The organism is Streptomyces sp. NBC_00887 (assembly GCF_045207585.1).
Genome location: NZ_CP108788.1, coordinates 3,742,491 through 3,765,885, shown reverse-complemented (window position 1 = coordinate 3,765,885; position 23,395 = coordinate 3,742,491). Strand labels below are relative to the sequence as shown.

At 71.4% G+C, this 23,395-nt stretch carries 20 protein-coding genes and 1 pseudogene; 12 read left to right on the top strand and 9 right to left on the bottom strand.

Annotated features, from left to right (window positions below):
• The first annotated feature begins 129 nt into the window (after positions 1-129).
• The 6 genes and pseudogenes from OG844_RS17165 to OG844_RS17140 all read left to right on the top strand — a co-directional run bounded on the left by OG844_RS17165 (position 130) and on the right by OG844_RS17140 (position 5,466).
• Positions 130-585: a MarR family winged helix-turn-helix transcriptional regulator gene (locus tag OG844_RS17165; protein WP_406391249.1), complete on the top strand. Its 456-nt coding sequence runs from the start codon at positions 130-132 to the stop codon at positions 583-585.
• A gap of 277 nt (positions 586-862) precedes the next feature.
• Positions 863-1,813, top strand: a pseudogene (locus OG844_RS17160) (serine/threonine-protein kinase); the annotation flags it as partial.
• Positions 1,814-1,833: 20 nt separating this feature from the next.
• Positions 1,834-1,983 carry a hypothetical protein gene (locus tag OG844_RS17155; RefSeq protein WP_406391247.1) on the top strand — a complete coding sequence of 50 codons (150 nt, stop codon included), beginning with the start codon at positions 1,834-1,836 and terminating at the stop codon, positions 1,981-1,983.
• Positions 1,984-2,210: 227 nt separating this feature from the next.
• Entirely contained in the window at positions 2,211-3,239 is a 1,029-nt protein-coding gene (gene tdh, locus OG844_RS17150; protein ID WP_406391246.1) for an L-threonine 3-dehydrogenase, read from the top strand.
• A 54-nt stretch (positions 3,240-3,293) separates the two neighbouring features.
• Positions 3,294-4,526, top strand: a complete 1,233-nt coding sequence (locus OG844_RS17145; RefSeq protein ID WP_406391244.1) for a glycine C-acetyltransferase — start codon at positions 3,294-3,296, stop codon at positions 4,524-4,526.
• 34 nt (positions 4,527-4,560) lie between these two features.
• On the top strand, positions 4,561-5,466 hold the full coding sequence (locus tag OG844_RS17140) for a LysR family transcriptional regulator (protein WP_406391242.1): 906 nt from the start codon (positions 4,561-4,563) through the stop codon (positions 5,464-5,466).
• A gap of 50 nt (positions 5,467-5,516) precedes the next feature.
• Here OG844_RS17140 and OG844_RS17135 read toward each other — a convergent pair whose 3' ends face one another.
• Complete coding sequence (locus OG844_RS17135; RefSeq protein ID WP_406391240.1) at positions 5,517-5,903, bottom strand: VOC family protein; 387 nt, start codon at positions 5,901-5,903, stop codon at positions 5,517-5,519.
• 105 nt (positions 5,904-6,008) lie between these two features.
• Between OG844_RS17135 and OG844_RS17130 the strand changes: the two genes are divergently transcribed.
• Entirely contained in the window at positions 6,009-6,644 is a 636-nt protein-coding gene (locus OG844_RS17130; protein ID WP_406391238.1) for a nucleoside/nucleotide kinase family protein, read from the top strand.
• 199 nt (positions 6,645-6,843) lie between these two features.
• The gene (locus tag OG844_RS17125; protein WP_406391237.1) at positions 6,844-7,974 is read left to right on the top strand and encodes a M24 family metallopeptidase; all 1,131 of its coding nucleotides are present in this window, start codon (positions 6,844-6,846) and stop codon (positions 7,972-7,974) included.
• On the opposite strand, the gene OG844_RS17120 is transcribed toward OG844_RS17125, so the two are convergent.
• Positions 7,975-8,991: an aldo/keto reductase gene (locus OG844_RS17120; RefSeq protein ID WP_406391236.1), complete on the bottom strand. Its 1,017-nt coding sequence runs from the start codon at positions 8,989-8,991 to the stop codon at positions 7,975-7,977.
• 95 nt (positions 8,992-9,086) lie between these two features.
• Entirely contained in the window at positions 9,087-10,847 is a 1,761-nt protein-coding gene (treZ, locus tag OG844_RS17115) for a malto-oligosyltrehalose trehalohydrolase (protein ID WP_406391235.1), read from the bottom strand.
• Positions 10,848-11,050: 203 nt separating this feature from the next.
• Here treZ and OG844_RS17110 point away from each other — a divergent pair, with 203 nt between their 5' ends.
• Positions 11,051-12,409: a GH1 family beta-glucosidase gene (locus OG844_RS17110; RefSeq protein WP_406391233.1), complete on the top strand. Its 1,359-nt coding sequence runs from the start codon at positions 11,051-11,053 to the stop codon at positions 12,407-12,409.
• 22 nt (positions 12,410-12,431) lie between these two features.
• Here OG844_RS17110 and OG844_RS17105 read toward each other — a convergent pair whose 3' ends face one another.
• Together OG844_RS17105 and OG844_RS17100 are read right to left on the bottom strand one after the other, a co-directional pair.
• Positions 12,432-13,343, bottom strand: coding sequence for a GNAT family N-acetyltransferase (locus OG844_RS17105; protein ID WP_406391231.1), 912 nt, complete (start codon positions 13,341-13,343; stop codon positions 12,432-12,434).
• A 186-nt stretch (positions 13,344-13,529) separates the two neighbouring features.
• Positions 13,530-14,474, bottom strand: coding sequence for a GNAT family N-acetyltransferase (locus OG844_RS17100; protein ID WP_406391229.1), 945 nt, complete (start codon positions 14,472-14,474; stop codon positions 13,530-13,532).
• 180 nt (positions 14,475-14,654) lie between these two features.
• Here OG844_RS17100 and OG844_RS17095 point away from each other — a divergent pair, with 180 nt between their 5' ends.
• Entirely contained in the window at positions 14,655-15,221 is a 567-nt protein-coding gene (locus OG844_RS17095; RefSeq protein ID WP_329206252.1) for a DUF1707 and FHA domain-containing protein, read from the top strand.
• Positions 15,222-15,234: 13 nt separating this feature from the next.
• Here the strand turns inward: OG844_RS17095 and treY are convergent, their stop codons facing one another.
• Both treY and glgX read right to left on the bottom strand, forming a co-directional pair.
• Positions 15,235-17,643 (bottom strand): malto-oligosyltrehalose synthase, encoded by a 2,409-nt coding sequence (treY, locus tag OG844_RS17090; protein WP_406391227.1) that lies wholly within the window; start codon positions 17,641-17,643, stop codon positions 15,235-15,237.
• A 97-nt stretch (positions 17,644-17,740) separates the two neighbouring features.
• Complete coding sequence (gene glgX / locus OG844_RS17085; protein ID WP_406391225.1) at positions 17,741-19,903, bottom strand: glycogen debranching protein GlgX; 2,163 nt, start codon at positions 19,901-19,903, stop codon at positions 17,741-17,743.
• A gap of 383 nt (positions 19,904-20,286) precedes the next feature.
• Between glgX and OG844_RS17080 the strand changes: the two genes are divergently transcribed.
• A complete protein-coding gene (locus tag OG844_RS17080; protein ID WP_406391223.1) occupies positions 20,287-21,519 on the top strand; it encodes an SAV2148 family HEPN domain-containing protein in 1,233 nt (410 codons plus the stop codon).
• Positions 21,520-21,597: 78 nt separating this feature from the next.
• Positions 21,598-22,311 carry a 3'-5' exonuclease gene (locus tag OG844_RS17075; RefSeq protein ID WP_406391221.1) on the top strand — a complete coding sequence of 238 codons (714 nt, stop codon included), beginning with the start codon at positions 21,598-21,600 and terminating at the stop codon, positions 22,309-22,311.
• 81 nt (positions 22,312-22,392) lie between these two features.
• On the opposite strand, the gene OG844_RS17070 is transcribed toward OG844_RS17075, so the two are convergent.
• A complete protein-coding gene (locus tag OG844_RS17070; protein ID WP_351173687.1) occupies positions 22,393-22,749 on the bottom strand; it encodes a DUF4333 domain-containing protein in 357 nt (118 codons plus the stop codon).
• A 99-nt stretch (positions 22,750-22,848) separates the two neighbouring features.
• Positions 22,849-23,361: a hypothetical protein gene (locus OG844_RS17065; protein WP_384614510.1), complete on the bottom strand. Its 513-nt coding sequence runs from the start codon at positions 23,359-23,361 to the stop codon at positions 22,849-22,851.
• Positions 23,362-23,395: the final 34 nt, after the last annotated feature.

Here is a 23,395-nt window from a genome sequence, read left to right as displayed (position 1 = left end):
AAATGGTCCGTCCGTCGGTTGGCGTGCACCCGGGCACCGGCCGGACGGCTGACGCGGGGCCCTTCGCCGTGGTGGTATATCTGCAGTTGAGAGCCCCGGCGCACGGTGAAGACAGCCGAGAGAAGGACCATGGACAAGCCCACGCACTTGATCGAGTTCGAGACCATGCTGCTAGGGCGGCACCTCCAGCTGAGCGCGCCCCGGCTGCGGCGGAACAGCCAGAACCTGGACCGCAGCGCGTACACCCTGCTCAGCCGCATCCGGATGGAGGGCCCGATGTCCATCGGCCAGCTCAGCGACGCCTTCGGGCTGGACGCCTCCACCCTGAACCGGCAGACCGCCGCCATGCTGCGGGCCGGGCTCGTCGAGCGCATCCCGGACCCCGACGGGGGGATCGCCCGCAAGTTCCGCATCACCGAAGAGGGCTCGCACGGCCTCGACGCCGAGCGGTCCGCGAACATCCGCGGCCTGGAGAAGGTCATGGCCGAGTGGGATCCGGAGGAGGTCGCCGCCTTCGCCACGTATCTCAAGCGCTTCAACACCGACATCGAGCACCTCGACGGGCGGCCCTGGCCGCGCCCCTGATCCGGCACGAGCCAAGTGCGGTGACCGGGCGGTCTGTTACGCCATGTCCCCGCTCTCCCACCAGGTGCAACAGTTGGCCGGATCCCCGTGCCCGTCGAAACGGCGCTCCTATGATCGAAGCCGCATCCGGGAGATGGGGGTCAGGGGTTCGTGGCGCACCCGGGCAAGGGGGCCGAGGGGCGTACCGAGGGGGGAAACTTCCGACCTGGTGACCGAGGGGCAGGCCGACATGCTGGTACGGCTCGGGTCCGCCGTCGAGAAGCGGAGTTGAGGACCCATGGACGAGCTTCGGCCCACGGACCCCGCGCGCATCGGCGAACACCGCCTGCTCGGACGCCTCGGCGCAGGTGGCATGGGGGTGGTCTACCTGGGCCGTACGGACGCGGGAGCGACCGCCGCCATCAAGGTGATCCTCCCGGAGTACGCCGGGAACGACGAGTTCCGGGCCCGGTTCTGCCGTGAGGTGGAGGCCGCGCGCAGGGTGCGCAGCCCCTGGGCCGTCGCGGTCATCGGTGCCGAGACGGAGGGCGAACGTCCTTGGCTGGCCACCGCGTTCGTACCGGGCCCCTCGCTCGCCGAGGCGGTCGAACGCTGCGGACCGCTGCCCGCCCGCAGCGTGCGGGTGCTCGGTCAGCTGCTCTCCCGTGCCCTGACCGCCGTACACACGGCCGGACTCGTCCACCGCGACGTGAAGCCCGGAAACGTCCTGCTCGCGGTCGACGGGCCGCGGCTCATCGACTTCGGCATCGCGCGGGCCGGTGACGCCACCGCGCTCACCGCCACCGACATCGTCGTCGGCACCCCCGGCTTCCTGTCACCGGAACAGGCCTCCGCGGACGGTACGGCGCCGGGCCCCACGAGCGACGTGTTCTCACTGGGCTGCCTCCTCGCGTACGCCGCGACAGGCAGGCCGCCCTTCGGCAGCGGGGCCGTGGACGCACTGCTGTACCGCACCGTGCACGACGAACCCGACCTGGACGGGATCGGCGACACCGAACTGCGCGCCCTGGTCGCCGACTGCCTGGCCAAGAACCCCGCGGACCGGCCGACAGCACCACAGCTCGACGAGCGCATCGTCGAGGACGCCACGCACGGGTCGATCGTCTGGCTGCCCGAGGACGTCGTACAGCTGATAGCGGACCGGTCCGCCGCGATGCTCGCCCTGCCCGACATCGAACCCACGATCGCCGAGGACACCGTGCCCGCACCACCGGGCAGACGTCGCTTTCGCCGCAGGGGAGGCCCTGCGTGACGAACCGGCCGGCAGCGGCGTGGCGAAGTCCGGCGGACGGGACGTACGCCTTCGACGAGAAGCAGAACGCGGTGGGCGACGACGCGTATCTCTACCGGGTCGAGGACGGCCGGCCCCGCCGGCTCGGCCTCTGCACCGCGGTGTGAAGCACAGCTGCGGCGGAGCTTAAGAAATCCTCGATGGACCTGGGGCCCGGCGTGCGGCACTGTCGTTGTGACGGCAGTGGGCGGCGGGACACGGCGTTCGTAGGACGTACGAACGTATGTCGCCCTTTCCCGTCGCCGCACCCCCATGCACCCCGGGCCGCAGGCCGCCTTCGGCATGCCCCCGGCCCGGGGTATTCACCAGGTACCAGGTACAGGGAGCCGCAGCCGTGAAGGCACTCGTGAAGCACAAGGCCGAGCCGGGACTCTGGCTGATGGACGTGCCGGAGCCGGAGATCGGCCCCGCAGACGTGCTGATCAAGGTCCTGCGCACCGGAATCTGCGGCACCGACCTGCACATCCGGAACTACGACGGCTGGGCGCAGCAGGCCGTGCGCACCCCGCTCGTCCTGGGCCACGAGTTCGTCGGCGAGGTCGCGGACCTCGGTTCCGACGTCGTCGACATCAAGATCGGTGACCTGGTCAGCGGCGAGGGCCACCTGGTCTGCGGGAAGTGCCGCAACTGCCTGGCCGGACGGCGCCACCTCTGCCGCTCCACCCTCGGCCTCGGCGTCGGCCGGGACGGAGCGTTCGCCGAGTACCTGTCGCTGCCCGCCTCCAACGTGTGGGTGCACCGGGACAAGGTCGACCTCGACATCGCCGCGATCTTCGACCCGTTCGGCAACGCCGTGCACACCGCGCTGTCGTTCCCGCTGGTCGGCGAGGACGTGCTGATCACCGGCGCGGGACCGATCGGCCTCATGGCCGCCGCCGTCGCCCGCCACGCGGGCGCCCGCAACGTCGTCATCACCGACGTCAGCGAGGCCCGTCTCGAACTGGCCAGGAAGGTCGGCGTCAGCCTGGCCCTCGACGTCAGCAAGGAGACCATCGCCGACGGCCAGCGCCACCTCGGACTGCGCGAGGGCTTCGACATCGGTCTGGAGATGTCCGGCCGCCCCGAGGCGATGCAGGACATGATCGCGAACATGACGCACGGCGGCCGCATCGCCATGCTCGGTCTGCCCGCCACCGCATTCCCCGTCGACTGGTCCCGCGTCGTCACCTCGATGCTCACCATCAAGGGCATCTACGGCCGTGAGATGTACGAGACGTGGTACGCCATGTCCGTCCTGCTGGAGGGTGGACTCGACCTCGCCCCCGTGATCACCGGACGGTACGGGTACCGCGACTTCGAAGCCGCCTTCGACGACGCCGCGAGCGGCCTCGGCGGCAAGGTCCTGCTCGACTGGACCGCCTGACCCACCGGCCCCACCTCGTACCCCCGGCCCGTACCCACCTGGGAGACATCCTTCATGTTCGATTCCGTACGCGACGACCTGCGCCTCACCCTCGACGAGATCAGGGACGCCGGACTCCAGAAGCCCGAGCGGGTGATCGGGACCCCGCAGTCCGCCACCGTCAGCGTCACCTCGATGGGGTCTCCCCTGCTCGAGCGAAGCCGAGAGCTTGGGGAAGGGCGCTCAGGCGCGGTCCTCAACTTCTGCGCCAACAACTACCTGGGCCTCGCCGACCACCCCGAGGTCGTCGCCGCGGCCCACGAGGCACTGGACCGCTGGGGCTACGGGCTCGCGTCGGTCCGCTTCATCTGCGGCACCCAGGAGGTCCACAAGGAGCTGGAGCAGCGCCTTTCGGCCTTCCTCGGCCAGGAGGACACGATCCTCTACTCCTCCTGCTTCGACGCCAACGGCGGTGTCTTCGAGACCCTCCTCGGCCCCGAGGACGCGGTGATCTCCGACGCCCTCAACCACGCCTCCATCATCGACGGCATCCGGCTCTCCAAGGCGAAGCGGTACCGCTACGCCAACCGCGACATGGCAGACCTGGAGCAGCAGCTCAAGGAGGCCTCCGGGGCCCGGCGCCGCCTCGTCGTCACCGACGGCGTGTTCTCCATGGACGGATACGTCGCCCCGCTCGCGGAGATCTGCGACCTGGCCGACCGCTACGACGCCATGGTCATGGTCGACGACTCGCACGCCGTCGGCTTCGTCGGACCCGGCGGCCGGGGCACCCCCGAGCTGCACGGCGTCATGGACCGCGTCGACATCATCACCGGCACGCTCGGCAAGGCACTGGGCGGCGCGTCCGGCGGTTACGTCGCGGCGCGCGCCGAGATCGTCGCACTGCTGCGCCAGCGCTCGCGCCCGTACCTCTTCTCCAACTCGCTCGCCCCGGTCATCGCCGCCGCCTCCCTCAAGGTCATCGACCTGCTGGAGTCCGCCGGCGACCTGCGTGAGCGGCTCAACGCCAACACCGCGCTCTTCCGGTCCCGGATGACGGCGGAGGGCTTCGACATCCTGCCCGGTGACCACGCCATCGCCCCCGTCATGATCGGGGACGCGGCGAAGGCAGGCCGGATGGCGGAGCTGCTCCTGGAGCGCGGTGTGTACGTGATCGGGTTCTCGTACCCCGTCGTCCCGCAGGGAGCCGCGCGCATCCGCGTCCAGCTCTCCGCCGCCCACTCCACCGACGACGTCAACCGCGCGGTGGACGCGTTCGTCGACGCGCGGGCCGCGCTGGGGGAGTAGTCGCCGGTCTTCGCCGACCTGGGACAATGAGCGCATGATCGATGCACGGCGGCTGCGCATTCTCCGTGCGGTGGCAGACCACCGCACGGTGACCGCGGCAGCCGCCGCGCTCTACCTCACTCCCTCCGCCGTCTCCCAGCAGCTCGCCGCCCTGGAGCAGGAGACCGGACACCGCCTGGTCGAGCGCGGTGCGCGGGGTGCCAGGCTCACCGCGGCGGGGGAGATCCTGCTGACCCACGCCAACGAGGTGCTCGCCCAGCTGGAGCGGGCGGAGGCGGAGCTCGCCGCCTACGGCGCAGGTGTGGCGGGCACGGTCACGGTCGCCGCGTTCGCCACGGGCATCGGCCTCGTCCTGGCGCCCGCCATCGCCGAGCTGACGCGCACCGCCCCCGGCATCCGGGTCCGTGTGCAGGACGCCGAGGGCGACGCGAGCGTGCCGATGGTGCTTGACCGGCAGGTCGACGTGGCCGTCGCCGTCGAGTACCGGGGCGCGCCCGGTGACGACGACCGGCGCCTCACCCGGGTGCCGCTCTACTCCGAGCCCTTCGACGCGGTGCTGCCGGTCGGCCACCGCCTCGCCGGGCAGGAGCACGTCGCCGTCGCCGACCTCGCCAAGGACCCGTGGATCGGCCCGTACCCCGGCAACCCCTGCCACGACGTGGTGGTCCTGGCCTGCGAGTACGCCGGGTTCGAACCCCAGCTGGAGCACTCCTCGGACGACTTCCACGCGGTGGTAGCACTGGCCGGGGCGGGCGCCGGGGTGGCGCTGGTGCCCCGCTCGGCGCTACGCGGCATGGACCTCGGCAGTGTCGTCGTACGGCCCGTGGAGGGCAGCGCCCCGACCCGGCGGGTCTTCGCCGCGGTGCGGCAGGGCGCCGAGGGGCATCCGCTGATCAGGCCGGTCCTGGACGCGCTGGGGTCGGCGGCGGGGCTGGCGTAGCCCGCGGGCCGCGCACGGATCGTGGCAGCTCGGGCACGCCCCGGCACAGCTCAGGCGGGCTGCAGCAGGTCCCACCGGTTGCCGTACAGGTCCTCGAAGACCGCGACCGAGCCGTAGACCTCGTGGCGCGGCTCCTCCAGGAAGCGGACCCCGGCGGCGCGCATCCGCTCGTGGTCGCCGGCGAAGTCCTCGGTGTGCAGGAAGAGGCCGACCCGGCCGCCCGCCTGAGCCCCGACGGCTGCCAGCTGCGCGTCGCCCTTCGCGCGCGCCAGCAGCAGCCCCGTGCCCTGCGTGCCGCGCGGACGCACCACGACCCACCGCGAGCCGTCGCCCCGGTCCGTGTCCTCCACGAGCTCGAATCCGAGCGCGTCCGTGTAGAAGGCGAGAGCCTCGTCGTAGTCGCGGACGACCAGGGTGACCAGGGCGATGTGGGACATGGGGGCCTCGGGTTCCTCGAGTGGACGGATGCACGTCTGTACGGCTGCACGCAGGTTATACGTAACACTGTCGCCGTCCCGCCGCACCCGGGGACAATGCCCGGCATGGTCACGAGCGACTTCACCGAGCTGACGGCCCGCGCCCGCAGCCTCGCCGCCTCAGGCCGGCGCCACATCCTCGGCATCGCGGGACCGCCCGGAGCCGGGAAGTCCACCCTGGCCGCCCGGCTCGTCGAGTCGCTCGAAGGACACGCCGTCCTCGTCCCGATGGACGGTTTCCATCTGGCCGGTGCCGAGCTGGAGCGCCTCGGCCGTGCCGACCGCAAGGGAGCCCCGGACACCTTCGACGCCGCCGGATACGCGGCCCTGCTCCGGCGGCTGCGCCTCCCCGACGGTCCCCATCCTGTGTACGCGCCGGCGTTCGACCGGAGTCTGGAGGAGCCGATCGCCGGGGCGGTACCCGTCCCTCAGGACACCCCGCTCGTGGTGACCGAGGGCAACTACCTGCTCCTGGCCGAGGGGCCCTGGGCGCCGGTGCGCGGGCTGCTCGACGAGGTGTGGTTCGTCGACGTCGATCCCGGGCTGCGGACGCGCAGGCTCGTCGACCGGCACGTGCGGTTCGGCAAGCCGCGCCCGTACGCGGAGCGCTGGGTCGCCCGCTCCGACGAACCCAACGCCCGGCTGGTGGAGCGGTACCGCGACCGCGCCGACCTGTTCGTGCGGCTGCCGGACACGCCCTGACACCGTCGGTGTCCCCCTGTTTCGGCGCACGCTCAGCTTCTGGATCCCGCACGAAGCGGCCGGCCCGGTCGCGACCGCCCGGCGTCGCTGCCGGGCGGCCCTGTCGTGCGCCTCGACGGCGCGTTCCGAATGCGTTCGCATCCACCGGCACGTACGGGCAGGATGCTGTGTGCCGCGTCGTCCCGCCAGGAGGTCCGCCATGTCCAGCCCCGACCAGCCCGTACCCTTCACCGCCGACGACTACAGGGCCCGGATGACCAGGGCGGCCGAATCCGCCGACGCCGCAGGCCTCGCGGGCGTCCTCGTGGCGCCGGGCCCCGATCTGGTCCACCTCACCGGATACCGGCCGACCGCGGCCACCGAACGTCTCACCCTGCTCGTCATCAGGGCGGGCCACGACCCCGTCCTCGTCGTCCCGGCGCTGGAGGCCGCGGACGCCGAACGCGCCGTCGGCGCCCCCGCCCTCACCCTGCGGGACTGGACCGACGCCGCGGACCCGTACGCCCTGACCGCCGAACTGCTCGGCGACAAGGGCCGGTTCGGTGTCAGTGACAACGCCTGGGCGCTGCACCTGCTCGCGCTGCAGGAGCTCCTTCCCGCCACCTCGTACGCCTCCCTCACCGCCGCCCTGCCGATGCTGCGCGCGGTCAAGGACGCCGCCGAGCTGGAGCGGCTCGTGGCGGCGGGGGCCGCCGCCGACGCCACGTACGAACAGATCCTCAAGGTCCGTTTCTCCGGCCGGAAGGAGACCGACGTCGCCGCGGATCTCGCCGCCCTGCTCATGGAGTTCGGCCATGCGCAGGTCGACTTCACCGTGGTCGGCTCCGGTCCGAACGGCGCCAACCCGCACCACGAGGCCGGCGACCGCACCATCGAGGAGGGCGACATGGTCGTCCTCGACTTCGGCGGACTCAAGCACGGCTACGGCTCGGACACCTCCCGTACGGTGCACGTCGGCGCGCCCACCGCGGAGGAGCAGCGGGTGCACGACGTCGTACGGGAGGCGCAGGAGGCGGGCTTCCGCGCGGTGCGGCCCGGTATCGCCTGCCAGGAGATCGACCGGGCGGCGCGCGCCGTCGTCACCGAGTTCGGCTACGGCGAGCGCTTCATCCACCGCACCGGCCACGGCATCGGTGTCACCACCCATGAGCCGCCCTACATGATCGAGGGCGAGGAGCAGCCGCTGGTACCCGGGATGTGCTTCTCCGTGGAGCCCGGCATCTACCTCCCGGGCCGCTTCGGCGTCCGGATCGAGGACATCGTCACCGTCACCGAGGACGGCGGCCGGCGGCTCAACAACACCCCGCGCGAGCTGGCGGTCGTCGACTGATCAGTCCTGCGGCTCACGGTCGCGGAAGCGGTGCAGCACGTCGTACGGGTAGGGCAGCGGACGCGCGCTGGCCTCGTCAAGACGGGTCTCCTGGTCCGGCGTCAGTTCCCAGCCCACGGCGCCCAGATTGTCGGACAGCTGCTCGACCGTGCGGGCCCCGATGATGGGTGCGGTCACGCCGGGACGGCCGAGGAGCCAGCGCAGCGCCACCTGTGCGGGGGTGCGCTCCGCCTCCTCGGCGACCGCGACGAGCGCTTCGACGACCCGCCAGGTCTCCTCGTTGTCCCGCTCCCGCCAGGCCTCGCGGCCGAGCTCCTCCTGGTAGCGGGCCTCGCGGGTGCCGGGCGCCGCGGCCGTCATGCCCCGCCGGTACTTCCCGGTCAGCCAGCCGCCCTGGAGCGGGCTCCAGGGGATGATGCCGACGCCCTCCGCCAGGCTCACCGGGACGAGCTCCCACTCCAGCTCGCGGGCCAGCAGGTTGTAGAGCGGCTGGAGGCTCACATAGCGCTCCCAGCCGCTCCGCCCGGCCAGGTCCTGCGCGCGCTGGAGCTGGGAGGCGGAGAGGTTGCTCGCGCCGAGGTAGCGCACCTTCCCCGACGTCACCAGGGTGTCGAGTGTCGAGAGGGTCTCCTCGACGGGCGTCGTGGCGTCCCACACATGGGTCTGGTAGAGGTCGATGTAATCCGTGCCGAGCCGCCGCAGGCTCGCCTCCACGGCCGACACGATGTGCTTCCGGCTCAGGCCGCCCGCGTTGGGCGCCTCGCCCATCGTCCCGAACACCTTGGTGGCGACGACCAGATCGTCCCGCCTGCGGCCCTTCAGCCAGCGGCCGACGATCTCCTCGGAGACGCCGCGGTGATAGACGTCCGCGGTGTCGACGAACGTCCCGCCCGCCTCCGTGAAGACGTCCAGGATCCGGTGGGCGCTCGCCTCGTCGGTGTCCTGGCCGAAGGTCATGGCCCCCAGGCAGAGCTCACTGACGCGCAGCCCCGAACGGCCGAGGAATCGCTGCTTCATTGGGTCCCCTTCGCTTGTTCCCGTTGCTCAGTGGTGAAGCTACGAGTTGAAGTGCACCCGAAGGCAAGGGACTTGTTCAGCACCGAGGGACTTGTTCAGTCGTCGGCCAGGACCACGCACGACTCCGGCGGCAGGTGCAGCAGCCCGTCGCTGCCCGGTGCGTCGACCGGATCCCAGGCTGCCAGGACCCTGCCCCCGCCGCTGCGGTGACGGCCCCCGCCCAGCGCGATCGTGGCCGGCTTCCCGGACAGGTTGACCGCGACCCGCAGATCTCCCCTGCGGAACGCCAGCCAGCGCGCCTCCTCGTCGTACGCCGTCCTGACGGAGGCCAGATCGGGATCGGAGAGGTCGGGCATGGCCCCGCGCAGCGCGATCAGCTCGCGGTACCAGGCCCGGATGCGGGCGTGCGGCTCGCGTTCGGGTTCGCTCCAGTCGAGGCAGGAACGGGCGCGGGTGAGCGGGTCCTGCGGGTCGGGGACGTCCTCCTCCGCCCAGCCGTGCGCCGCGAACTCACGTCGCCTGCCGTCGCGTACGGCCCGGGCGAGCTCCGGGTCGGTGTGGTCGGTGAAGAACTGCCACGGTGTGCGGGCGCCCCACTCCTCGCCCATGAAGAGCATCGGGGTGAAGGGGCCGGTGAGAACGAGGGCCGCCGCGCAGGCCTGGAGCCCGGGGGAGAGGGTGGCGGCGAGCCGGTCGCCGAGGGCCCGGTTGCCGATCTGGTCGTGGGTCTGGGCGTAGCCGACGAAGCGGTGGGCGGGGGCGCGGGTGACGTCGACGGGACGGCCGTGCGTACGGCCCCGGAAGCTCGAGTACGTACCGTCGTGGAAGAACGCGCTGGTGACGGTCTTGGCGAGGGCGGCCAGCGGGGCGGCGGCGAAGTCGGCGTAGTAGCCCGTGGACTCGCCCGTGAGCGCGGTGTGCAGACAGTGGTGGAAGTCGTCGTTCCACTGGGCGTGCAGCCCGAGGCCGCCCTCCTCGCGCGGGGTGGTCGTGCGCGGATCGCAGAGGTCGGACTCGGCGATCAGGGAGAGCGGCCGGCCGAGCTCGGCGGCGAGGGCGTCGACGGCCCCGGACAGCTCCTCCAGGAAGGTGAGCGCCCGGCTGTCGGCCAGCGCGTGCACGGCGTCCAGGCGCAGTCCGTCCAGGCGGTAGTCCCGCAGCCAGGCGAGCGCGCTGCCCAGCAGATACGCGCGGACCTCGTCCGAGCCCGGGGCGTCGAGGTTGACGGCCGAGCCCCAGGGCGTGTGGTGCGTGTCGGTGAAGTACGGGCCGAAGGCCGGCAGGTAGTTGCCCGAGGGGCCGAGGTGGTTGTGGACCACGTCCAGGACGACCGCGAGACCCAGGCCGTGCGCCGTGTCGACAAAGTGCTTCAGTCCGTCCGGGCCGCCGTACGGCTCGTGCACGGCCCACAGCGACACCCCCTCGTACCCCCAGCCATGGGTTCCGGGGAAGGGGCAGACGGGCATCAGCGACACATGGGTGATACCGAGCTCCACGAGATGCCCGAGGCGCTCGGCCGCGGCGTCGAAGGTGCCCGGCTCCGTGAACGTGCCGATGTGCAGCTCGTACAGGACGGCGCCCGGCAGCCCCCGCCCGGCCCACTCGTTGCGCCAGGTGTACGCGGCCGGGTCCACGACCGCGCTCCGTCCGTCGGGCCCGTCGGGCTGGCGGCGCGCACGCGGATCGGGGAGCAGGGGACCGTCGTCGAGCACGAAGCCGTAGCGGTCACCGTCGGCCGCCTCGGCCTCGGCCGTCCACCAGCCCTCCCGCAGCGGATCACGCTCCATGGGCTGCCGCCCGCCCGCGGTCTGCAGCACGGCCGACTCGGTTCGCGGGGCCCACACCTCGAACTGCATTCACCACTCCTCGTCCATGAACCGGATGCCCTCCAACGGGCCCAATGATCGGCCGAAGTCGCACTCGGGGCCCCGGGAGACTGGAGTGAGCCCATCGCTGGCGATTAGGGTCTGGTCCTGATCATTGCCCTACCGGGTTCTGCTCATACGTAGAGAGCCCGGGCAGTAATCCAAGGTCCCCCTTACGGCTGCTGGAGGCCGAGATGACCGTGCCGACGTTCCCACCCGGATTCCTCTGGGGAGCCTCCGCGTCCGCTTTCCAGACCGAAGGGGCGTTCGACGCCGACGGAAAGGGGCCCTCCGGCTGGGACGCCTTCGCGGCGCAGCCCGGCCGGATCAAGGACGGCACCGACACCACCCGCGGCACCGGCTTCCACGAGCACTACCGCGAGGACGTCGCCCTGCTCGCCGGACTCGGCGCGGACGCCTTCCGCTTCTCCATCAGCTGGCCCCGCGTCGTGCCGGGAGGCAGCGGCGCGCTCAACCCCGCGGGGCTGGACTTCTACGACCGGCTCGTCGACGAGCTCTGCGCCCACGGCATCACCCCCGCCCCGACGCTCTACCACTGGGACACCCCGCTCCCGCTGGACGAGGCCGGCGGCTGGCTCAACCGGGACACCGCCTACCGCTTCGCCGAGTACGCGGGCATCGTCGCGGAGCGCCTCGCCGACCGCGTACCCATGTGGATCACCATCAACGAGCCGGCCGAGGTGACGATGCTCGGTTACGCACTCGGTGAGCACGCCCCCGGACGCACCCTCCTGTTCGACGCGCTGCCCGCCGCGCACCACCAACTCCTGGCGCACGGACTGGCCGTACGGGCGCTGCGCGCCGCGGGCGCCGACAACATCGGCATCGCCCTCTCGCACACGCCCGTGTGGACCGCGGGGGAGACCGAGGAGGACCGCCTGGGGGCGCAGCTCTACGACACCCTCACCAACTGGCTGTTCGCCGACCCGGTCCTCACCGGCCGCTACCCCGACGAGGGCTTCGCCGCCCTGATGCCGGGCCCGGTCGAGGACGACCTGAAGGTGATCTCGACGCCGCTCGACTGGTACGGGGTGAACTACTACAACCCCACCCTCGTGGGCGCCCCGAGGCCCGAGGCGCTGGACTCCTTCTCCGGCTACACGATGCCGCCCGAACTCCCCTTCGGAATAAGGGAGATCGAGGGGTACGACACGACCGACTTCGGCTGGCCCGTCGTCCCCGAAGGGCTCGCCGAGACGCTCGGCGAGCTGCAGAGCCGCTTCGGCGACCGGCTGCCGCCCGTCTACATCACGGAGAACGGCTGCGCGGTCGACGAGCCCGTGGCCGACGGCCGGCGCATCGCCTTCCTGGAGGGACACCTGGGGGCGCTGCGCACGGCCATCGACGCGGGCGTCGACGTGCGCGGCTACTTCACCTGGTCACTGACCGACAACGTGGAGTGGACCGAGGGCGCCAGCAAGCGGTTCGGTCTCGTCCACATCGACTACGAGACCCTGCGGCGCACTCCCAAGCAGTCGTACGCCTGGTACCGCGACGTGATCAGCGCCCAGCGTGCCGCCGGGACGGGCTGACACCCCGGCGGCCACGGGCGGCTCACACCAGGTGGATGCGCTCCTGCACGATGCGGTGACCGGCCCGGGAGAACGCGGCAGCCATCGGCGTGTTGCCCCGGTCGGTCGCGCCCGCGATCGACGTCGCACCCTGGTCGGCCAGGAAGTGCGTGGTCTCCACGAGCAGGTCGTATCCGTAGCCGTGACCGCGGGCCTCGGGCACGACCCCGATGAAGCCGACGCACGGCCCGCCCGGATTGCGTGCCGGCACATGGATCCCGGCGAGCCTGCCGTCCCTGGTGTGGGCGAGCTGCCACCAGGAGCGCGGTGAGGGACACCAGTTGAAGAAGTCGAGCTCTTCCCGGGCGGCCTGCTCCAGACCGCCCGGCCCCTCGATGGAACGCCGGGCATGGGCGTCCAGCGTCACGGAGTGGACCCGCCGCAGGACGTCCAGGATCACCGCGTCGTCCGGCTCCTCCCGGAATTCGAGCCTGCCGGGCCGCGCGGGCAGACCGTCCCCGGGCGTCCACTCGTAGCGGTAGCGCTCGACCAGCAGTTTCATGCCGGCCGCCTCGGCCGCGGCGATCCGTGCCCCCACGGCTGCCCGCACCTCGGGGGTGTCCCGCCAGCCGGCCGGCACGATCAGTTCGTACTCGACGGACCACGGCGCACGGCGCAGCAGTTCGGCGGCCGTCTCCTCCTCGCCCTCGGCGAAGTCGAAGTAGTTGACCAGCACGGGCTCGGTGTCGCCGGGTCCGCCCCACCAGGCCGCCCTGGCGACGACGACCCCGTCGCGCAGAGCGACCCAGGTCCACTCGGGGCGGTACTCACCGCCGTCGTGAACAGTGGCGTAGCGGTGGCCGAACGCGGCGCGGCCGACGAGGCAGGGAGCCTGCAGGGAATCGAAAAGGTGTGCGTCGCTCTGGGTGAGCGCGCGGATGACCGTATCGGTCATGGGTGTCCTCCGGGACTCGTGACGAGAAGCGTGGTGCGCTCCCGGTCAGACCGAGTCCGACACCGCCCTGCGGACGGGACGGGAGCGCGGGAACGAAGCTGTACGCATCCGACTCGCCTCCTTCCGCATCCGGGGCCTGGGTTCCGCACCGACGGTACGGCCCCCGAGCCCGGTCGTCCACCCGATTTACGGTCGGTCCCACACCATGTCGAAGGAGCGTTCGAAGTTGACGTAGCCCAGGCGCTCGAACGACTTCGCCATCGGGACGTTCCCGACGTCGGTGCTCGCCCTGATGCGCTCCACGTCCTGTGCGGCGAGCACCCGGGTGCCCTCGGCCAGGATGTGGTCGATGTATCCGTGCCCGCGGTGCGCCGGCAGAACCCCGATGTACGCGATCATCGGGTGGTAGTTGTTGCGGGCCGGAATGACGAAGCCGACCGGTTCGCCGTCCGGCAGCTCCGCGATACGCCACCACTCCTGCGGAGTCCTGAGACCCGCGAACTCCTCGTCGTACTGCTTCTCCGCGGCCTCGCGGGCACTCAGGCCGGACGCCAGGTCCGCCTGGCCGTGGGCGTCCAGGGTGCCCGCCATCACCGGGGTCATCAGGGCCACGAGGTCCTCGCGTCCGGAGACCTGGCGGAACACCAGCCTGCCGGTGTCCTCGGGCACGGGCGTACCCGCCCGCCACTCCAGGCGCAGCCGCTCGACCAGCAACCGCGCGCCGCTCGCCTCCATCACCCGTATCCGGGCCTCGACGACATCGCGCGCCGCCGGGTCCTCGCGCCAGTCCGGCGGGATGTAGCGGCCGTACTCGGGCGGGACAGCCCCGGCGGGCACGACCGCGGCGGTCGCCTTCTCCAGCAGCTCCAGCCCGATCGCGCCGCGCTCCGGCTCCGGCAGGGTGTCGTCCAGGTCGAAGAAGTCCAGGAACTGCGGGGCGCCCCCGTCCTGGCCCGTCCACCAGGCGATCCGGGCCACGAGACGGTCGCCGCGCAGGGCCACCCACATCCACTCGGGGCGGCGGCGGCCGGTGGCGAGGTCGTCGGCGAGCTCGTGGTCGAGGACGTACGGAAGACGGCAGAAGAGACCGAGCTCGTCCGCTCCGGTGAGCGGACGGACGGTCAATTCCATTGGTGCAAGGGTCACAAAGGCTCCTGGATGCGGTGTGCGCCGCCGAAGGACGGCAGCGGGCGACGATAACAACATCCGTGTGGCCGGTGTGCGGTATTTATCCGCCGCCCCGCAGGTCAGAACGGCCGGAACCGGGCTCCTTCTGGACACCCCAGGCCTCTCGGCCCGACAATCGGTCCTGTGACGTCCTCCTTCGAGCCCTACACGTACCCCGCGCGGCTGTCCGACGCCCAGCGCGACCGTGTCCTCGGTGTGCTCAGAGACGGCGCGGCACAGGGGAAGCTGTCCCACGACACCTTCCTGCGACGCATGGAACTGGCCCTTACGGCCCGGCGCTCCGAGGAACTGGCGGCGCTCACCTCCGACCTGGAGACCCGCGGGCGCTGGTCCCGCAGGCTCTTCCGTGCGGTGGGCGGCGTCTCCGCGTTCCCCGCGGGGGTGCGCAGGGCCTGGCAGTCCGAGCGGCTGCCCAAACTGCTCCTGCCCGTGCCGGGGCCGCACCCGCTGCGCATCGGCAGGGACCCGGGCAACGGACTGCGGCTCAGCCACGAGACGGTGTCGCGGCTGCACGCCGAACTGACCGCGCACGGCAGCCGGTGGATCCTGCGTGACCTCGGCTCGACCAACGGCACCTGCGTCAACGGCCAGCGGGTCATCGGATCGGCAGCCGTGCGCGACGGCGACCAGGTGAGCTTCGGCCGGATGACCTTCCGGCTCTCCGCACCCCTGCCCGGACCCCCGGCCTGAGGGGAGGCGCGGCTCAGCCGCCGTCCGCAGGCTCTCCTCCCGCTGCCTTCACCAGCAGCGCCACCGGCCGTTCGGCGAAGAGTTCGGCCACCGCGACCGTAGTGCCCGTGAACTCCCGGCCGGGGGACAGCAGGTCGTGCCACGGGCCCTCGTCGGGCAGCGTCAGTGTCGTATCGCCCCAGCCGCCCTCCTCCTCCAGCCTCAGCGAGAGCCTGGTCACCGCCGTGACGGCCTCGCCCGAGCGGCAGAACGCCAGACAGTGGGCGGCGGCCGGCCCGTGTGCGGCCAGCGGGGCGTACGTGCCCGACTCGCCGAAGAGCCCGGGCCGCTCCCGCCGCAGCCCCAACGCCGCCACGGTCAGACCGGCCTTCTCGTCGGGCACGTCGGCCGGAGGCCGGCTGAACGGCCTGCGGTTGTCGGGGTCGACCAGGGCGATGTACTCCCGCTCCGTGCCCTGGTACAGATCGGGCACGCCCGGCATCGTCAGGTGCACCAGCGCCGCGCCCAGCACATTGGCGCGCACGAAGGGGGCGAGGGTGTCGGCGAACCGCGTCATCATCGCCCGCGCCTGGCCCGTGTCGGCGCCCGGACCCGCCGCGACGAACTCGCTCACCGCGTGCTCGTACGCCGGATCCGGCTCCGTCCAGCTGGTGAACAGGCCCGCCTCCCGTACGGACTTCAGCAGCGCAGGCTCCAGCCGGCCCGTCATCCCCCCGGTCGGCAGGCTCGCGCAGCCGTACGCCGACTGCCAGGCCTGCCAAGCCAGTTGAGGGTCCGGAGCGGACACGGTCGTCGCCCGGGCCAGCTGCGCCACCAGCGAGGCCCACCGCTCGGGGCACTCCGACAGGACCGCGATCCGGGCCCGTACGTCCCCGCTGCGCTTGGTGTCGTGCGTGGTCAGGACCGTGCCGGTGGCCGGCCAGTCGCGGGACAGCCGGGCGCAGAAGGCGTGGAACTCCTCCGGGCTCACCGCCGGCCGTCCGGGATCACCGCCCACCTCGGTCGCGGAGATCAGCGGCACGTAGCGGTAGAAGGCGGTGTCCTCCACCGACTTGGCGTGCAGCGCGGACGCCGTCTGTGCGAACCGGGCGCAGAAGGCCGAGTGCTCCGGCCCGTCACCGAGCCGGCCCAGCGCCAGAGCCCGCACCACGTCGACGGCCGCCGCCTCCTGCGGTACGGAGAAGACCGCCTTGGCCTCCTGGACCGCCTCGGCCGGAAGTGCCGACTCCGCCACCTCCGTGAGCGGGCCGCCCGCCGTGACGTACGGACGGTAGACAGGGACCCGGACGAGCAGCTCGCGCACCGCCGTGTGCAGGGCCCACGGGGCGTGGTCCACGAGTGCGGGATCCCCGGAGCACGCCTGCACGGCGAGGCGGGTCAGCCACTCCGTCTCCGAGGCGAGCTCATGGGTGACGACGCGGTGCGCCGCCCGTCGGACGGTCGCGGTCCAGTAGCCGCCGCGGTCGCCGGGCGGGCCCGCGAAGTCGCGGTAGCGGCCGAGCAGGTCCGCCGCGCCCATCGGGTCGGTGAACAGGCCGTCGATCCGGTGGAGCGCGTCGTAGCCCGTCGTCCCCGCGACCGCCCAGCCGGCGGGCAGGGGTTCGGAGCCGGTGAGGATCTTCTCGACCACGGTCCACCGCCCGCCGGTCGCCCCGCCGAGCCGCTCCAGGTACGCGTCGGGGTCGGCGAGGCCGTCCGGATGGTCGATGCGCAGACCGTCGAGGACTCCTTCACCGACCAGTTCCAGGACCTTGGCGTGGGTGGCGGCGAAGACCTCCGGGTGCTCGACACGGACGCCGATCAGCTCGGAGATGGTGAAGAACCGCCGGTAGTTCAGTTCCGTACGGGCCAGTCGCCACCAGGCGAGCCGGTAGTGCTGGGCGGCGAGGAGCTCCGGCAGGGGCAGGCCCGCGGTGCCCTCGCGCAGCGGGAACTCCTGGTCGCCGTAGCGGAGCACCGGCGAGCCGTCGTCGCGGGCGCCGACCTCGAAGCGGCCGGCCTCGTCGCCGATCCGGCCCGCCAGCACGGGCAGCAGCACCTTGCCGCCGCCCGCCGCCCAGTCGATGTCGAACCAGTGGGCGTACGGCGACGAAGGCCCCTCGCGCAGTACCTCCCACAGCTGCCGGTTGTGCCTGGGCGCGGCGGCCATGTGGTTGGGCACGATGTCCAGGATCAGCCCGAGACCGTGCGCGCGTGCCGTGGCGGCCAGCTGCCGCAGCCCCTCCTCCCCGCCGAGCTCGGCCCGCACCCGGCCGTGGTCGACGACGTCGTAGCCGTGCCCGGAGCCGGGCACGGCCTCCAGGACGGGGGACAGATGCAGATGGGAGACGCCGAGCGCGGCGATGTACGGCACGGCTAGTCCGGCGGCGGCGAACGGGAAGTCCGGTTGGAGCTGGAGCCGGTACGTGGCGGTGGGCGTCATGGACACGTACGTACCCAGCCTGACGGCTTCTGTGTCACTCGACCACGTACCAGGGCTCCACCGGCGGCGCCCGGGTCACCCCGGGCACACCATTGGCCTACGCCGGACGCTTGAGCACCGTCAGGCTGCGCCCGATGAGCGTCACCCGGTCACCCGCGGAGACCTTGGGACCCGCACCCGGCGCCACTCCGTCCGGGATGGCCGTGTCCACGACGACCTGCCACTGCCTCCCGTGGTTCATCGGAACGGCGAATTCCAGGGTGTCGGCGCCCGCGTTGAACATCAGCAGGAACGAGTCGTCGGAGATCCGCTCGCCCCGCGGCCCCGGCTCCGAGATCGCATGGCCGTTCAGGAAGACCGTCATGGCCTTGGCGTGCGCGGCCTGCCAGTCCCGCTGGGTCATCTCCTCACCCCTGGGGGTGAACCAGGCGATGTCGGACAGCTCGTCGTGCGTACCCTCCACAGGACGGCCGTGGAAGAAGCGCCTGCGTCTGAAGACCGGGTGGTCACGGCGCAGCCAGACCATGAACCGGGTGAACTCCAGCAGGCTCGTGTCCGTGCCGTCGGTGGCCGCGCCGTCGCCGTCGCCGTCCTGCGCGACCGCGGCGGCCGGATAGGGCCAGTGGACCCACGAGAGCTCGTTGTCCTGGCAGTACGCGTTGTTGTTGCCCCGCTGGGTGCGGGCGAACTCGTCGCCGTGGCTCAGCATCGGGACGCCCTGGGAGAGCATCAGCGTGGCGATGAAGTTGCGCATCTGACGGCTGCGCAGCTCCTGGATCTCCTTGTCCTCGGTCTCACCCTCCGCACCGCAGTTCCAGGAGCGGTTGTGGCTCTCGCCGTCCCGGTTGCCCTCGCCGTTCGCGTCGTTGCGCTTGTCGTTGTACGAGACCAGGTCGTTCAGCGTGAAGCCGTCGTGGCAGGTGGTGAAGTTGATGGAGGCCAGAGGACGTCTGCCGTCGTCCTGGTACAGGTCGGAGGACCCGGTGAGCCGCCCGGCGAACTCCGCGAGCGTCCGGGGCTCGCCCCGCCACAGGTCCCGCACCGTGTCGCGGTACTTGCCGTTCCACTCGGTCCACAGCGGCGGGAAGTTGCCCACCTGGTAGCCGCCCTCGCCCACGTCCCACGGCTCGGCGATCAGCTTCACCTGGCTGACCACCGGATCCTGCTGCACCAGGTCGAAGAACGACGACAGCCGGTCCACCTCGTGGAACTGGCGTGCCAGTGTCGCGGCGAGATCGAAGCGGAAGCCGTCCACGTGCATCTCGGTCACCCAGTACCGCAGGGAGTCCATGATCAGTTGCAGCACGTGCGGCGACCGCATCAGCAGCGAGTTCCCGGTGCCCGTGGTGTCCATGTAGTACCGCTGGTCGTCCGCCAGCCGGTAGTAGGAGGCGTTGTCCAGACCCCGGAACGAGAGCGTCGGCCCCAGGTGGTTGCCTTCGGCGGTGTGGTTGTAGACGACATCGAGGATCACCTCGATGCCGGCCTGGTGGAGCGCCCGCACGGCCTGCTTGAACTCGAGCACCTGCTCGCCGCGGTCGCCCCAGGACGCGTACGCGTTGTGGGGGGCGAAGAACCCGATGGTGTTGTAGCCCCAGTAGTTGGCGAGGCCCGCGTCGGCGAGACGGTGGTCCTGGACGAACTGGTGCACCGGCATCAGCTCGATCGCCGTGACGCCGAGCTCGGTGAGGTGGGCGATGATCTCCGGGTGGGCGAGCCCCGCATAGGTGCCGCGCAGCTCCTCGGGTAAACCCGGGTGAAGCATCGTCAGGCCCTTCACATGGGCCTCGTAGATCACCGTGCGGTGGTAGTCGGTACGGGGGCGGCGGTCGTCGCCCCAGTCGAAGTACGGGTTCACCACCACGGAGCTCATGGTGTGCGGCGCGGAGTCCAGGTCGTTGCGCGCGTCGGGCCTGCCGAAGGGGTAGCCGTACACCGCCTCGCCCCACGTGATCTGCCCGGAGATCGCACGCGCGTACGGATCGAGGAGCAGCTTCGCCGAATTGCAGCGCTGCCCGCGCTGCGGCTCGTACGGGCCGTGCACCCGGAAACCGTACCGCTGACCCGGCATCACTCCGGGCAGGTAGGCGTGACGGACGAAGGCATCGGCCTCGCGGAGCTCCACCGCCGTTTCTGAACCGTCGTCGTGCAGCAGGCACAACTCGATTCGGTCGGCGGCCTCCGAGAAGACCGCGAAGTTGGTCCCGGCGCCGTCGTACGTGGCACCGAGGGGATACGCCTGTCCCGGCCAGACCTGCATAGATATGACTCTTCCACTTCTGATCCGGGTGTTGCGGGCTTCTTGACCCGAATACTCCCCGAAAGAAGTGCGCCTACCTAGTACGTCGACCGGTGCGGCCGGGTCCGGTCGGCTCGCGTCCCACGGGACCGGTCAACTTCGGACACTTCGGTGTCGCCCGTACAGGGACCGCGGGTAACAGGCAGCGGCTCCCGTCCGGTATGCGGCATGCGCGGGGGTGCCTAACCGCTATGAATCGTCTCACTCCACCCGATCCTGCCGCAGGGAACAAGCCTGTGTCATAGGGGAGTTGAGTAAGGAGCCTGTGCATCCGGCTGCACCGGCTCCCGGTCCCGGAGTACCCTTCCTTGATCGTTGGTGGGGGAGTGGAAGGCGGTACGCGGGTGAGCTCGGGCGGGTTCGAGCTGCCCCCAGGTGACGCAGGTCACGAGGGGGAATCGACCGATGCCCCGCCGGGGGCGGTGTCCCTGGCGCAGCCCATGGAGATCGGTGCGGAACTGGACTGGGGCGCGGACGCCTGGAACGAGGTGCGCACACGGGCGCAGCGCGCCGGGCGGGCGTACATCTGGCTGAATCTGGTGGAACAGCGGCTGCGTGCCGTGGTCGCCGCCGTGATCCGGCCGATCTACGAGCCGGTGCACGGCGAGGACTGGGTGGTGGCCGCGGCGGGACCCGCCGGGCAGGAGTGGGTGCAGCGCGCCGTCGCGGTCCGCGAGGTCTCGCGCCGCAAGGGGTATCTGCTCGACCCCGCCGACGACAACGTCCTCAGCTTCCTCACGCTGCCGCAGCTGCGCGAGCTGATGGTCCAGCACTGGCCCTGCTTCGAGCCGTACTTCGACGACCGCCGCGAGGTGGAGCTCGCTCTGGACGAGCTGGAGGTGGCGCGCAACGTCGTCTCCCGCAACCGGGCGCTGAACGAGGCGGTCCTCGCCCAGGCCGAGCGGGCCTCCGCCCGGCTCCTGGAGATCCTCGGCAGCGGCGCGGCGGTCCCGTCCGCCGACCGGCTGCCCGTCGACGCTGTCGAGGAGCTGGTCGGCGACCGGTACGCCGACGTCGTCTCCGTCCACCCGGACCGGGTTCGGCTCCAGCGCCAGCTGCCCGCCGAGGACCTGTTCGGCGGCGCACGCCGGCTGGACGCGATCGGCATAGGGCTCAACCTGCTCGTGCAGAACTTCTCCGGGCGCCGACTGGTCCGCCTCGCCGAGTCGGGCTGCCGGGTCCGGCTGCTGTTCATCAACCCGGCGAGCAGCGCGGTCAAGCGCAGGGAGCGGGAACTGGGCCTCAAGAAGGGCGAGCTGAGCCGCTCCGTGGAGATGAACATCCTCCACATGCGCCGGGTCCGTACCAAGCTCCGCGACCCGGGCGCCTTCCAGATCCACGTCTTCGACGAGACCCCGCGCTTCACGGCCTACCTGGTGGACGGCGACGGGCCGGACGCCGTGGGGGTCATCCAGCCGTACCTGCGGCGCGCACGCGGCATGGAGGCGCCCGTGCTGGTGCTTCGCGGCGGCGGCCGTGCGGTCGTCCGGGCGGGGCAGGACAGCGAGCACGGCCTCTTCGAGACGTACCGCGAGGAGTTCGAGTCGGTGTGGACGGACTCCAGGCCGGTCTCCTGACGCTCCACCCGCGTTGTCAGTGGTGCGTGCGAAGGTGGTCGTCACTTGGGCGAAAGCACCACAGAAGGAGGTACGGGAGTGAGCTGGATCAGCGGCCCGTTGATGTCGTTCGACCTGGAGACCACGGGGACGGACGTCGAGACCGACCGGATCGTGACGGCGGCGGTCGTCCGGCTGGAGGCGGACGGATCCATCTCGGAGGAGCGGACCTGGCTGCTGAATCCCGGTGTGGCCATACCCGAGCAGGCATCGGCCATCCACGGCATCTCGACGGAGCGCGCCCGCGAGCACGGGCTGCCGGCCGCCTCTGCGGTCGAGGAGATCACCCGGGCGGTCGCCGACGGGCTGCGCTCGGGGATGCCACTGGTGGTGATGAACGCGCGCTACGACCTGTCCCTGCTCGACCGTGAATGCCTGCGGTACGGGATCGAGTCGGTCAGTGAGCGGCTGGGCGACGCACCTTCGCCCGTCATCGACCCGTTGGTGATCGACAAGCACGTCGACAAGTACCGGAAGGGGAAGCGGGCCCTCCACGCGCTGTGTGCCCACTACGGGGTGTCGCTCGACGACGCGCACGACGCGCGGGCGGACGCCGTGGCCGCTGCCCGCGTGGTGCGACGCATGGGGGAGGAGCACGAGCCCGTCGGAGTGATGCCGCTGGAGGATCTGCACGGCCTTCAGGTGCACGCGGCGGCCGAGCAGTCGCTCTCCCTGCAGGCCTATCTGCGGCGCACCGCGGATCCGGCGGCGGTCGTCGAACCGGCCTGGCCGCTCATCCCCCGGATGCGATGACCCGGGCGGTCACCGCGGTCCGGGAGAGGATCTGTTCGCGGGAGCGGACGATCCGACGCCGTGGCCGGGGAGGACCGGAGGTCAGTTCGTGGCCGGTGAAGCCGTGTCGTCGGCCTTGATGTCGAAGTTGATCTGGTCTCCCTCGACAGAGGTGACCTTGACCGACACGCCCAGCGTGCTGCCGTCCTTCGCCGTGAGCGTGCAGCGGGTGGTGGTGCCGACCTTCCCGGCGAGGTCCTCGGGACAGGTGATGTCCGGCTTCGGCTGACCCGTCGTACTGGCGAGCTTCTCGGCGACCGTGTCGGCCAGCTTGTCCGAGGACAGCTTCGGATCGGAGCTTCCGACGCTGACCGACCCCGAGCAGCCGACGAGCAGCACGCCGGCTGCCGCGGCGGAGAGACTCCACGTCGCTGCTGTGGTCAAGCGGGCTATGGGCATGGGGGAGTCCATTTCCGGGTGATCAAGAGAGGAAGATGCCGGAATCATACGCGGCACCGTATTGCCGGGAGGCGGCCGGCGACGCCGGCGCCCGCCCACTCAGAGCTTGCCGAAGATCACGCCGCGCCAGGTCCAGCCCGATTCGACGGCGGTGTTCCGCAGGGGGCCGGTCAGCTGCGCGCTGTCGAAGCTGAACGTCTCCGTCGCTTCGAGGCGGCCGTTCTCCCCCCGTTGGAGCGACCACCGGCGGGAGACGGTCCTGCCCGCGCCGCGCCCGTACTCCGCCGACGTCTGGAGCCGCGGAGGATTTCCGACGCGGGTGACCTCCCACTGCTCCTCGATGGCACGCACCTCGGGGACGTCCTCGGCCAGGCGCATCCGGATCCGGATGGCGTGCGTCAGCTGGGACCCGATGAAGAAGGTCTGCCAGGCGGGCTCGGAGAGCCGCCACTCCGCCACCAGATCGGCGTCATGCGCTGCGCCGTCGCTGATGACGAAGGGGGCATCGGGCCGGTTGAGACCGAGCAGGGCCGTCCGCAACTCCTCGGCCGATCGTGGCACGACCCCGTCCTCGGGGCGCTTGGTTCCGGTCAGCATGTCGAAGAATCCCATGAGATCAACCTATGAGGGGTCGGATTGCGGGTGC